This is a genomic window from Clostridium nitrophenolicum (assembly GCF_055391695.1).
Genome location: NZ_AP042469.1, coordinates 5,079,633 through 5,092,067, shown reverse-complemented (window position 1 = coordinate 5,092,067; position 12,435 = coordinate 5,079,633). Strand labels below are relative to the sequence as shown.

At 34.5% G+C, this 12,435-nt stretch carries 10 protein-coding genes; all 10 read left to right on the top strand.

The window, feature by feature from the left end; genetic code table 11:
• Positions 1-362: 362 nt before the first annotated feature.
• The 10 genes from ACZ5N4_RS24115 (at position 363) to iolD (ending at position 12,432) form a co-directional block, all read left to right on the top strand.
• The gene (locus ACZ5N4_RS24115) at positions 363-1,352 is read left to right on the top strand and encodes a sugar ABC transporter substrate-binding protein (RefSeq protein WP_464205066.1); all 990 of its coding nucleotides are present in this window, start codon (positions 363-365) and stop codon (positions 1,350-1,352) included.
• 113 nt (positions 1,353-1,465) lie between these two features.
• Positions 1,466-2,953, top strand: a complete 1,488-nt coding sequence (locus ACZ5N4_RS24110) for a sugar ABC transporter ATP-binding protein (RefSeq protein WP_464205064.1) — start codon at positions 1,466-1,468, stop codon at positions 2,951-2,953.
• Between the two features lie 3 nt (positions 2,954-2,956).
• Entirely contained in the window at positions 2,957-4,003 is a 1,047-nt protein-coding gene (locus ACZ5N4_RS24105; RefSeq protein ID WP_464205062.1) for an ABC transporter permease, read from the top strand.
• 34 nt (positions 4,004-4,037) lie between these two features.
• Positions 4,038-5,273 carry an NAD(P)-dependent malic enzyme gene (locus tag ACZ5N4_RS24100; RefSeq protein ID WP_464205060.1) on the top strand — a complete coding sequence of 412 codons (1,236 nt, stop codon included), beginning with the start codon at positions 4,038-4,040 and terminating at the stop codon, positions 5,271-5,273.
• Positions 5,274-5,339: 66 nt separating this feature from the next.
• Positions 5,340-6,365: a type II glyceraldehyde-3-phosphate dehydrogenase gene (locus ACZ5N4_RS24095; RefSeq protein ID WP_464205058.1), complete on the top strand. Its 1,026-nt coding sequence runs from the start codon at positions 5,340-5,342 to the stop codon at positions 6,363-6,365.
• Positions 6,353-7,630 carry a phosphoglycerate kinase gene (locus ACZ5N4_RS24090; RefSeq protein WP_464205056.1) on the top strand — a complete coding sequence of 426 codons (1,278 nt, stop codon included), beginning with the start codon at positions 6,353-6,355 and terminating at the stop codon, positions 7,628-7,630. Before ACZ5N4_RS24095 ends, ACZ5N4_RS24090 begins: the two co-directional genes overlap by 13 nt.
• Positions 7,623-8,468: a transketolase gene (locus ACZ5N4_RS24085; RefSeq protein ID WP_464205054.1), complete on the top strand. Its 846-nt coding sequence runs from the start codon at positions 7,623-7,625 to the stop codon at positions 8,466-8,468. Before ACZ5N4_RS24090 ends, ACZ5N4_RS24085 begins: the two co-directional genes overlap by 8 nt.
• On the top strand, positions 8,468-9,439 hold the full coding sequence (locus ACZ5N4_RS24080; RefSeq protein ID WP_464205052.1) for a transketolase family protein: 972 nt from the start codon (positions 8,468-8,470) through the stop codon (positions 9,437-9,439). The genes ACZ5N4_RS24085 and ACZ5N4_RS24080 overlap by 1 nt, the downstream gene beginning before the upstream one ends.
• A gap of 80 nt (positions 9,440-9,519) precedes the next feature.
• Positions 9,520-10,314, top strand: a complete 795-nt coding sequence (locus ACZ5N4_RS24075; RefSeq protein ID WP_464205050.1) for a 5-deoxy-glucuronate isomerase — start codon at positions 9,520-9,522, stop codon at positions 10,312-10,314.
• 183 nt (positions 10,315-10,497) lie between these two features.
• Positions 10,498-12,432, top strand: coding sequence for a 3D-(3,5/4)-trihydroxycyclohexane-1,2-dione acylhydrolase (decyclizing) (gene iolD / locus ACZ5N4_RS24070; RefSeq protein WP_464205048.1), 1,935 nt, complete (start codon positions 10,498-10,500; stop codon positions 12,430-12,432).
• Positions 12,433-12,435: the final 3 nt, after the last annotated feature.

Genomic DNA, 12,435 nt, shown 5'->3' with positions numbered 1-12,435 from the left:
ACATAAAACAAAGTAACTAAAAATATTTAAAGTAATGATATTTTTAAAAAGTAAACAAATAGTAAAAAATTATAGTTTTGAAAATTTAGAATTTACTTTATTATTTAAATATGCCGAAGCAAAGGGTGAAAATTCAGACAATATGCAATATTTAAATTATACATTATTTTTATAAATAAATATAGTACTTATACACTTGATAAAAAACTCTTTATATCTTTAATATTAAAAAATCTCTTTATATTAAATAGTACAAAATAACATTACATAAAAATTAAATTCTAATGAGAGGAGGATAGAATTTAATAACAAATATCAAATATATATGGTTCAAATTTTAATAAAGTTAAGGGGGAAAATTGATGAAGAGATATGGAAAGTTGTTAAGTGCTCTTGCTATTACGGCAGTAATGTCATCATTGTTTGTTGGATGTGGAAATAAGTCAACTGGTGAAAGTCAAGAAGCATCAAATAAGAAAGATGGAAAACCTACTATATCTGTTGTTTTAAAAGCGGTAAACAGTGACTATTGGAAGATAGTACAAGCAGGTGCAAAGGATGCTGGTAAAGAATTGGGAGTAGATGTACAAGTACTTGGTCCAAATGATGAAACTGACATCGCAGGGCAAACTTCCTTAATGGAAGATCAAATAGTTAAGAAAGTTTCTGTTTTAGTTGTAGCACCATCACAACCTAGTGCTGCACTAGCTACTTTTGATAAGGCGGATGCTGCTAAAATTCCTGTTATTCTTATAGACACAGATGCTAAATGGGATAAGAAAAAAGCCTTTGTTGGAACAGGAAACTTAGCTGGTGGACAGCTTGGTGGTAAGTACTTAGCAGAAAAGGTTGGTAAAGGAGCAGAAGTTGTTATTATAAGAGGAGCTTTAGGAGATGCAACTCATGATGAACGTGTAAATGGTGCTAAGCAAGAATTAGAAGCTGCTGGTGTTAAAGTTGTAGAAATTCAGCCAGCTAACAGTGATAGAAACAAAGCTATGTCAGTAATGGAAAACCTTCTACAAACTCATCCAAATGTAAAAGGTGTTTTCTGTTCAAATGATGAAATGGCACTAGGAGCTCTAAGAGCACTTAAACAAGCTAATAAAACAAATGTTGCTGTAATTGGATTTGACGGTTCACCAGATGCTATGAAATCAATAAAAGCTGGAGAGCTTACAGCTTCAGTAGCACAAAGTCCATATAATATAGGTAAATTAGGTGTAGAAACTGCAGTTAAGGCTGCTAAAGGTGAAAACGTTGACAAGAGAGTTGATACTGGTACAAAGATGATAACTAAAGAAAATGTAGATCAGGCTCAAGCTGAGTTAGATAAAATACTTAAAAAATAACTTTTATTATATAAGTATTAAAATGTGGGCCCGACTAACTCAAAATACGTTGGGTTCACAAAATTAAAAAATACAAATATTATAGCTAATTGGAAATAGAGGTGAGTTGTATAATGAAACAGCCTATTATTGAATTAAAAGGCGTTTCCAAGATATTTCCTGGGGTTAGAGCATTAAATTCAATAGATTTAGATGTGTATCCAGGTGAAGTACTCGGATTAGTAGGAGAAAATGGAGCAGGTAAGTCTACGTTAATTAAAATTTTAACAGGTGCTCATAGAAATGATGAGGGAAAAATATTTATTGAAGGTAAAGAAACGGTTATTGATGGACCTAAACATGCTATGAACTTAGGAATAACAGCTATATACCAAGAACTAAACATTGTTAAACAACTTACAGTTGCGGAAAATGTTTTTTTAGGTAGAGAAATTAAAAAAGGCAAGTTACTTGATAGAACACACATGATAGAAAGGGCATCTGAGTTATTAAAGGATTTAGGACAAGAAATTAACCCAAAGTTACCTATAAATATGTTAGGTGTGGGACAACAACAGATGGTTGAAATAGCAAAAGCTTTAAGTGTAAAGACAAAAGTATTAATAATGGATGAGCCTACAGCGAGTTTAAGCAATAGAGAAGTTAAAGAGTTGCTAAAAACTGTAAAAAGCTTAAGAGATAAGGGTATAGGAATAGTATATATTTCACACAGACTTGAAGAAATTTTAGAAATATGCGATAGAGTTACAGTTATGAGAGATGGGGAAAAGGTTAAGACTTTAGAGAAAAAAGAAGTTACGACAGAAATTCTAATAAAATTAATGGTTGGAAGAGATTTGGAAGAACAATTTCCTAAAATAGAAACTAAACTAGGTGAAGAAGCGCTAAGAGTTGAGGGTTTAAGTAAAAATGGTGTGTTTGAAAACATTACTTTTGGTGTAAAAAGAGGAGAAATTCTTGGATTGGCAGGTCTTGTAGGAGCTGGGAGAACTGAAGTTATGAGAGTCATTTTTGGAGCAGATCCTAAAGACGCTGGAGATATATTTGTGCACGGCAAAAAGGTTAAAATAAAATCCCCTAGAGATGCGATGAATAATAAAATAGCATTTTTAACTGAGGATAGAAAAGGACAGGGGTTAATCCTTGACAATACAGCAGCATTTAATATGAATATTTCATCTTTTAATAAAATAAGAAATGGATTACTTTTGAGTGCAAGCAAATCTAAACAAAGATGTGCTGAAAATATCAAAAAATTGAATATAAATCCTCCGCTAGATAACTTTATAGTAAGACAGTTTAGCGGCGGAAATCAACAAAAAGTAGTTATAGCTAAGTGGTTGAATACAGATGCAGATATATATATTTTTGATGAACCAACAAGAGGTATAGACGTAGGAGCTAAAGTTGAAGTTTATAATGTTATGAATGAACTTGTAGCTAAAGGAGCAGCAATAATAATGATTTCTTCAGAAATGCCAGAAGTATTAGGTATGAGCGATAGAATTATTGTTATGCATGAGGGAAAGATTACAGGTGAATTTAACAGAAAAGAGGCTAATCAAGAAAATATTATGAAAGCGGCTTCGGGAGGGATATAGTAAATGGAACAAACAAACAAAAAAGCAAGGTTTGATTTAAACGAAGATAAATCTTTAAAAAGTATATTATCTAAACTTGGCCCTTTATTAGGCTTGTTAATACTTTGTGTTGTTTTAAGCTTTGCGTCAGATCAGTTTTTTACCTTTAAAAACATAATGAATATAGCAAATCAGTCAGCAATAAACAGCTTAATTTCTGTTGGTATGTTACTTACTATAATAACAGCAGGTATCGATCTTTCTGTTGGTTCTATGTTGGCGTTATCTATATGCGTAATGGGAGTTGCTATAACAAAGTGGAATATGTCTCCTATGCTAGCTCTTCCACTATGCTTATCAGTTGGTGCTTTTCTAGGATTTCTCAATGGAATTATGCTTACTAAACTAAAATTACCACATCCATTTATATCAACATTAGCTATGAAAAATGTGGCAAGAGGTTTAGCTCTTATAGTTACAGCAGCTTCTCCAATATCAGGTTTCTCTAAATCAGTTCAATTTTTAGGATCAGAAAAAATAGGAGCGATACCAGTAAGTTTCATATTAGTTATAGTTGTATTTGTAGTTTTCCATATATTCTTAACTAGAACAGCTCAAGGTAGATATATATATGCAGTTGGTGGTAATCAAGAAGCTGCAAAGTTATCTGGTGTTAATGTACAAAGAACATTAATACTAGTTTATACAATATGTGGTTTCATGGCAGCACTATGTGGAATAGTTTTAGTAGGAAGAGTTAATGCAGCATTTCCACTAGCTGGTTTAGACTACGATGCAGATGCTATCGCCGCTTGTATAATAGGTGGAGCATCCTTTATGGGTGGATCTGGTACAGTATGGGGAACGTTAATAGGAGCTATGATTATGGCTGTGCTTAGAAATGGATTAAATCTTCTAAGTGTACCAGCAGATATACAAACTGTTGCAATAGGATTAGTTATAATAGGTGCCGTTTATGTAGATGTTTTAAGAACTCAAGCTCAAAAGAAAGCTAAAATAGCTCCAGTTACAAATACAAACACAAATAATACAACAAGTGCTAACGCATAAAAAATAAAATTTATAGTACAGGCAGGAGGAAATAATGTTGGATTTAAGAGAAAGAGCACTAAGATTTCACAAAGATAATGAAGGTAAGATAGCTTTGAATTGTAAGGTACCGGTTAAAAATCAAGAAGATATGACACTTGCATACACCCCAGGAGTTGCAGAACCTTGTTTGGAAATTAATAAAAATTCAGAGCTAATTTATGATTACACATCAAGAGGAAACTGGGTTGCTGTAGTAACAAATGGTACAGCAGTATTGGGGCTTGGAGATATAGGGGCAGGAGCAGGTCTTCCTGTTATGGAAGGTAAAGCGGTATTATTTAAAGCCTTTGGTGGAGTAGATGCTTTCCCAATATGCTTAGAAACTAAGGATGTAAATAAGATTGTTGAAACAGTTAAACTTATGGAACCGACTTTTGGAGGAATTAATCTAGAGGATATAAAAGCTCCAGAGTGTTTTGAAATCGAACAAAAGCTTAAAGAAATCTCTAATATACCAATATTTCACGATGATCAACATGGAACAGCGGTAGTTTCAGCTGCATGCTTGATTAATGCATTGAAGCTCACTAATAAGAAGTTTGAAGATATTAAAGTAGTTATAAACGGTGCAGGCGCAGCAGGAATTGCTATTACTAAACTATTATTAAAGATGGGAACTAAGGATGTAATTCTTTGCGATACTAAAGGAGCAATATATAAAGGAAGAACCTCTGGTATGAATAAATACAAAGACGAAATAGCTGAAATAACTAACAAAGAATTAATATCAGGAAACTTAGCGGATTCGCTAAAAGGTGCAGATGTATTCTTAGGAGTATCGGTTGCAAACTGTGTGACACAGGAAATGGTTAAATCAATGAACAGAGATTCAATTATTATGGCTATGGCAAATCCAAATCCAGAAATACTTCCACACTTAGCTGTAGAAGCTGGAGCAAAGGTAGTATGCACAGGTAGATCAGATTTCTCAAATCAAGTTAATAATGTACTAGCTTTTCCAGGAATATTTAGAGGAGCATTAGATGTTCATGCTAGTGAAATTAATGATGAAATGAAGATAGCAGCAGCCTATGCTATAGCAGGACTTGTAGATGAAGATCAGTTAAGACCAGAGTATGTTATACCGGAAGCCTTTGATTTGAGAATAGCACCTAAAGTTGCTGAATATGTAGCAAAAGCTGCAATAGATACTGGAGTTGCTAGAAAAAATGATATTACTCCAGAGATGGTTGCAGAACATACTAAAGCGTTACTTGGTCAATTATAAGTAGTATTATCCGAAAACTTAAAGGTTTATTAAAAGATAAATATTGAAAATTAGGGGGAATAAAAAATGATAAAAGTTGGAGTTGCAGGTTTTGGCGTTATTGGACAAAGACTTGCAGATGGAGTTGCTTCTCAAAAAGATATGGAATTAGTGGGGGTTGCAGATGTTTCACCTACACTTTCAGTAAGAGCTTTAAAAGAAAAAGGAATGCCATATGCTTTATATACTGCAGTACCGGAAAATAAAAAATTATTTGATGAATTAGGAATACCTGTAAGTGGCACTCTTGAAGAATTAGTGCAAAATTGTGATGTTATCCTTGATGCTACTAGTGCTGGAGTAGGAGCTAAAAATAAAGAACTTTATGCTAAATACAATAAAAAAGCAATATTCCAAGGTGGAGAAAAAAATAATGTAGCAGATGTGTTCTTCCATGGTTATGCAAACTATGAGAAGGGAGTAGGTAAACAATTCTTAAAGTTAACTTCCTGCAACACTACAGGACTTATCAGAGCAGTAGATTGTATAGATAGAGAAGTAGGTGTTGAAAAAGTTGCAATAACAATAATAAGACGTGTTGCTGATCCTGGTGACTATCACAGAGGTCTTACAAATGCATTACAGGTTGATAAGGCGCCAAGCCATCAGGCATTAGACTTAATGACAATAATGCCTCATGTAGATGCAACAGGAATACTTGTTCATACACCAGTAACACATGGACATATTATAACTGTTTTAGCTACACCTAAAAAGGATATATCAAAAGAGCAATTGTTAGAAATGTTTAGCAAGCATCCAAGAATAAGAGTTGTAAGACTTGCAGATGGATTCCTTGGAAATGCTTCATTATTTAGATATGCAAGAGATCTTGGAAATCCAAGAGGAGATATGTACGAAATAGCAGTATTTGAAGAATCAATCGTTAAGTCAGGAAAAGACATAATGTTTGCAATAAATATTCCTCAAGAAGCAGTAGTTATACCAGAAAATATAGATGCTATAAGAGCTGCTATGGAAATGCAAACAGATAGGCTCGAAGGAGTTGCAGAAACAAATAAATATTTGGGGATGGGAAAATGGATGGAATAGTTGGAACTAAAATAAGGTCAATGGAAGAGTTTGATTATAAAGATAAGACAGTATTATTGAGATTAGATATAAATTCTCCAATTGATCCGGAAACTAAAAAGATAGTAAGTGAAAATAGAATAAATAAAAGTATTCCTACACTGAACTATCTGATAGGACAAGGAGCTAAAATTGCTATAATAGCGCATCAGGGAGATACATTAGACTATCATAATCTAATGTCTATGAAAGAGCATGCAGAAAAGTTATCTCAAAAGCTTGGCAGAGAAATAAAATATATAGATGATGTATGCGGCCCTGCAGCTCAGGATACAGTTAAAAGTTTGAAATGTGGTGAATTGGTTCTTTTAGGAAACTTAAGATATTTAACGGAAGAGGTATCTACTTTTGAAAACGACGTAAAATTAGATGCAAAAGGAATGTTAAATACCTACTTAGTTAGAAGTCTTGCACCTATTGTAGATTTCTATGTGAATGATGCCTTTGCAGCAGCACATAGAAATGCACCGTCTATGGTCGCTTTTCAAGGAATTCTTCCTAGTGCGGCAGGTACGTTAATGTTTAAGGAATTAAGTGCTTTAACTAAGGTTATGGAGTGTCCAGATAAGCCTTCTGTATTTGTACTTGGTGGACTTAAAATATCAGATGCTTTTGGAATGATGAAACAGGTCTTAGAAAATGGTACTGCAGATAGAATATTATGTTGTGGTATAACTGGACATATAATGCTTATGGCAAAGGGATACCAATTAGGAGAAGCTAACGAGAAATTTATAAAAAATAGAAATCTCGATGTGTTTATAGAACCGGCTAAAGAATATCTTGAAAAATACGGTGAAAAGATAATATATCCAGTGGACTTAGCATATGAGCAAGATGGCGCTAGAAAAGAAGTTTCTATAGAAGAACTTCCTATAAGCCACATGTGTATGGATATAGGTCGTGAAACTATAGAAATGTTTGAGGAGGAGCTAACAAAAGCAGGTACAATTTTTGTAAATGGTCCCGCTGGAGTTTATGAAAATAAGATATTTGAATATGGAACTAAAGCAATATGGAACGCTATAGCGGAGGCTAAAGGTTATTCTGTAATTGGCGGCGGGGATACAGTAAGTGCAGCTCAACGTTTTATAGATACAGACAAAATAAATTACGTATGTACAGCCGGAGGAGCCATGGTAAGATTCTTATCTGGCGTGAAAATGCCTCTTATCGAAGCTATGAAAGAGGCTTATGATAAAAAATTGGAGGTGCAGGATGCTTAGTTATGACAAAATAAGAGAGTTAGAAACTTTTGCAGTAAATATAAGAATAGAAACTGTAAGAGCTATAGGTACTCTAGGCTTTGGACATATGGGAGGAGCAATGTCCGTTGCTGATACTATAGCAGTACTTTATGGTGAAGCAATGAATATAGATCCTCAGAATCCAAAGTGGGAAGACAGAGATTGGTTGGTATGTTCAAAGGGACATGCAGGGCCTGCAATATACTCAGCCCTTGCGCTGAAAGGGTACTTTCCTAAGGAAGACCTTCTTACACTAAATACGCCAGGAACTCATTTCCCAAGCCATTGTGATAGAAACCTAACGACAGGTATTGATATGACTACGGGATCTCTTGGTCAAGGATCTTCTACTGCACTAGGAGTAGCTCTGGGGAATCGATTAAAAGGGAAAGATAACTATACTTATTTAATACTTGGAGATGGAGAAATACAGGAAGGGCAGGTATGGGAAGCTGTAATGTGTGCAGCCCAGCAAAAAGTAGATCATCTTATTGCTTTTGTGGATTACAATAAGCAGCAGTTAGACGGATATACTAAGGATATAAATGATCTTGGAGATATTAAAGCTAAATTTGAGAGTTTTGGATGGTATGCTCAAAGCATTGATGGACATAATGTTGAGGAAATATGCCATGCTATAGAAAATGCTAAAGAAAATGGAAGCAGACCTTCAGTAATAGTTTTGAATACTGTTAAGGGAAAGGGATGTAGTTTTGCAGAAGGTATTTTAAGTAATCACCATATAACTGTAAGCAAAGAGCAAATGGAAGATGCAGTTAAGGCATTAGAGAATAAGCTACAAGAGGTGATGAAATAATGAGTATTAAATTAGCAGAAAAAAGAGTAAATGAAGAAATAGCAATGAGAGATATGTATGCTAAAACACTTATGAGACTAGCAGATAAAAATGAAAATATAGTAGCTCTTGATGCAGACCTAATGAGTTCAATGGGAATGATGCCATTCAAGAAGGCGTATCCAGATAGAACTTTTAATGTAGGAATACAAGAAGCAAACATGATTGGTGTTGCAGCAGGTATGTCAGCAGTAGGACTAATACCTTTCGCTCATAGCTTTGGACCTTTTGCTACAAGAAGATGCTTTGATCAAATTTTCTTATCCTGTGGATATGCAAAGCTTAATGTAAAAATTACAGGTAGTGACCCGGGAGTAACTGCAGCCTTTAATGGAGGAACACACATGCCTTTTGAGGATATGGGAATACTCCGAAATGTCCCAAACATAACAATACTAGAACCAGTTGATAGTGTAATGCTTGAAAATATAATAGAGCAGATTGCTGACAAATATGGTGTATTCTACACAAGGCTTTTAAGAAAAAATGCAGTGAAGATATATGAAGAGGGCTCAACCTTTGAAATAGGAAAGTCTATAACACTTAGAGATGGTAAGGATGTAACAATATTCGCTACAGGGATAATGGTATCAGAAGCATTAAAAGCTGCTGATGCATTGGATAAAGAGGGCATATCTGTAAGAGTTGAAAATATGTTCACTTTAAAACCAATTGATAAAGAAGCTATATTGAAATGTGCAAAAGAAACAGGTGCTATTGTAACGACTGAAAACCACAGTATATTAAATGGATTAGGCTCTGCAGTGGCGGAAGTAATTACAGAGAATGAACTTGTACCACTTGAAAGGGTTGGAGTTGAAGATAGATTTGGTCAAGTTGGACCTGTAGATTACTTAAAGGAGCAGTATAACCTTACTTACAAGGATATTATGTCAAAAGTTAAGAAGGTTTTAGAAAGAAAGATTAAATAATTCAGAGCAGATGGAATAAAAATTTATAAGTTTATTCTAAGATTTAGAATGGCTTAAATATTATAAAGAGGTGACAAATTATGCTTAGGATTAAACAGAATGAACCTTTTAAATATGGTTATAACTCGATAACTACTATTGATGAACAAGAACATAACACCATGATGGATTTTGGCATATTGAGGCTTGCTAAGAATCAGGTTGAAATAGATAAGGATGAAAAAGAACGAGCATTTCTTTTAATTAAAGGTGAAGTTACTTTTGAATATGAGGGTAAAAAAGAAAATGCTTTAAGAAATTCTTGCTTCGATGAAGACCCATGGGTACTTCATGTACCAAAGAATATTGAGGTAAAAATCACAGGAATTTCTGAAGACACAGAAATATGTGTTACTAAAACAACTAATGACACTATATTTGAATCAAAGCTGTATATAAATAAAGAATGCAGAAGTGAAAATCGTGGTGCTGGAACAATGAACGAAGCCTCCACAAGAATTGTAAGAACTGTATTTGATTATTCAAATGCCAAACATTCAAACTTAGTCGTTGGAGAAGTTGTAGATTACCCGGGAAAATGGTCAAGTTATCCACCACATTATCATCCACAACCAGAAATATACTTTTATAAGTTTAACCCTGAACAAGGATATGGATTTTCAGAGTTAGGAGAGGATGTAGTTAAGTTAAAGAATAATGATACTGTAAAAATACTAGACAATGCTACACATCCACAAACTACAGCCCCAGGATATGCTATGTATTATATTTGGGTAATAAGACATTTAGATGGAAATCCATATATAACTCCAATTTTTGTGCCTGAACATTTATGGGTTACAGAAAAGGATGCTAAAATTTGGCCTGACAAATAAATTAAAACTTCAGATGAAATTTAAAGATTTACTTCATTAGTACTTGAATTAACCCAATGTTTAAAAACTAATAAAATTGCCCCTTATTAAATTATATACATCCGCCGTTCCTCTTTACTGATTCATTCTTATGCGGCGGATGTCCTAAAATAGGTAAAAATTTATTTGTTTTGAGGTGAAAATATGAAAACTATTAGGCTTACAATGGCACAGGCCCTTGTTAAGTTTTTAGATAACCAATATGTAGAGTTTGATGGAAAAGAAATTAAATTTGTGAAAGGTGTATTTACTATTTTTGGACACGGTAATGTTCTTGGCTTAGGACAGGCTTTAGAACAAGATCCCGGTGAATTGATAGTGCATCAAGGAAGAAATGAACAAGGAATGGCTCATGCTGCGATAGGCTTTGCAAAGCAAAATCATAGAAAGCAGATTTATGCTTGTACATCATCTGTTGGTCCTGGTGCAGCAAATATGGTTACAGCAGCAGGAACTGCAAGTGCAAATCGTATACCAGTGCTTTTCTTACCTGGTGATACCTATGCTGTACGTCAGCCTGACCCTGTATTACAGCAGGTTGAGCATTACCATGATTTTAATATTACAACCAACGATGCTTTCAAGGCTGTAAGTAAGTACTGGGACCGTATAAGTCGTCCAGAGCAGCTCATGTCTGCCATGATAAATGCCATGAGAGTACTTACAAATCCAGCTGATACTGGAGCTGTTACAATTGCATTACCTCAAGATGTTGAAGGTGAAGCATATGATTATCCAACTGATTTTTTTAAAAAGAGAGTCCATAGAATAGAAAGAAGACCTGCAACTAAGGAAATGATAAAGGATGCTTTAGACATTATTAAGTCTAAAAAGAAACCTTTAATAATATGTGGAGGCGGTGTTAGATATTCCGAAGCTGCTGAAACACTTAAGTTATTTGCCGAAAAGTATAATATTCCTTTTGCTGAAACACAAGCAGGAAAGAGTGCAATCCCATGGAATCATGAGCTTAACCTTGGAGGCATTGGTGTAACAGGAAATCTTTCAGCTAACATAATAGCAAAGGAAGCAGATTTGGTTATAGGTATAGGAACAAGATATACGGATTTCACTACATCCTCAAAGTGGATCTTCCAAAATCCTGATGTAGAATTTGTAAACATAAATGTTGCTGAGTTTGACGCCTACAAAATGGATGCTGTAAGAGTGGTAGCAGATGCAAAGAGTGCTTTAGAAACTCTTACAGAAGAGCTAGACAAGGTAGGATATAAATCAGGATATTCAAATGAAATAAAAGATGCAAAGAATAAGTGGGCAGAGGAGCTTAGCCGTCTGTTTAATATAAAATATGAAAAAGATTCATTTAAACCAGAGATTGCAGGACACTTAGATCATGTAATAGAGGAGTTTAACAATCAAACAGGTTCCTTCCTAACACAGACAAGAGTTTTGGGTATGCTTGATGAAATGCTTGATGAGGATGCAATAGTGGTAGGATCATCAGGAAGTTTACCTGGGGATTTACAGAGAGTGTGGTGTCCAAAGAGAGCTAACACATATCATATGGAATACGGATATTCCTGTATGGGATATGAAGTAAATGCTTCTCTTGGAGTAAAGATTGCTCAGCCTGAAGGTGAGGTATATGCCATGGTAGGGGATGGATCTTATATGATGCTTCACTCAGAGCTTCCTACATCTATTCAAGAAAGAAAGAAAATCAATATACTCCTATTTGATAATATGTCCTTTGGCTGTATAAACAATCTTCAGATGGGAAACGGTATGGGAAGCTTTGGCACTGAATTTAGGTTTAGGAACCCTGCAACTGGAAAGCTAGATGGACAACTAGTTCCAATAGACTTTGCTAAGAACGCAGAAAGCTATGGATGTAAAACCTACACTGTTAAAAACGAGGAAGAATTAAGAAAAGCTATAGAGGATTCAAAGAAACAAACTGTTTCAACATTAATTGATATTAAGGTTCTTCCTAAGACTATGACAAATGGTTATGAATCATGGTGGAGAGTTGGAACAGCAGAAGTTTCAGAGAAAGAAAGTGTTAAAGAAGCTTATAAAGATCTTGTGGATCACATAAAGGATGCAAGAAAGTACTAAAAA

Bases quoted from the DNA above. Each gene is read 5' to 3' on its own strand.
- ACZ5N4_RS24075 (WP_464205050.1), top strand. From the start codon at position 9,520: ATGCTTAGGATTAAACAGAATGAACCTTTTAAATATGGTTATAACTCG.
- iolD (WP_464205048.1), top strand. From the start codon at position 10,498: ATGAAAACTATTAGGCTTACAATGGCACAGGCCCTTGTTAAGTTTTTA.
- ACZ5N4_RS24095 (WP_464205058.1), top strand. From the start codon at position 5,340: ATGATAAAAGTTGGAGTTGCAGGTTTTGGCGTTATTGGACAAAGACTT.
- ACZ5N4_RS24080 (WP_464205052.1), top strand. From the start codon at position 8,468: ATGAGTATTAAATTAGCAGAAAAAAGAGTAAATGAAGAAATAGCAATG.
- ACZ5N4_RS24105 (WP_464205062.1), top strand. From the start codon at position 2,957: ATGGAACAAACAAACAAAAAAGCAAGGTTTGATTTAAACGAAGATAAA.
- ACZ5N4_RS24110 (WP_464205064.1), top strand. From the start codon at position 1,466: ATGAAACAGCCTATTATTGAATTAAAAGGCGTTTCCAAGATATTTCCT.
- ACZ5N4_RS24115 (WP_464205066.1), top strand. From the start codon at position 363: ATGAAGAGATATGGAAAGTTGTTAAGTGCTCTTGCTATTACGGCAGTA.
- ACZ5N4_RS24100 (WP_464205060.1), top strand. From the start codon at position 4,038: ATGTTGGATTTAAGAGAAAGAGCACTAAGATTTCACAAAGATAATGAA.
- ACZ5N4_RS24090 (WP_464205056.1), top strand. From the start codon at position 6,353: ATGGATGGAATAGTTGGAACTAAAATAAGGTCAATGGAAGAGTTTGAT.
- ACZ5N4_RS24085 (WP_464205054.1), top strand. From the start codon at position 7,623: ATGCTTAGTTATGACAAAATAAGAGAGTTAGAAACTTTTGCAGTAAAT.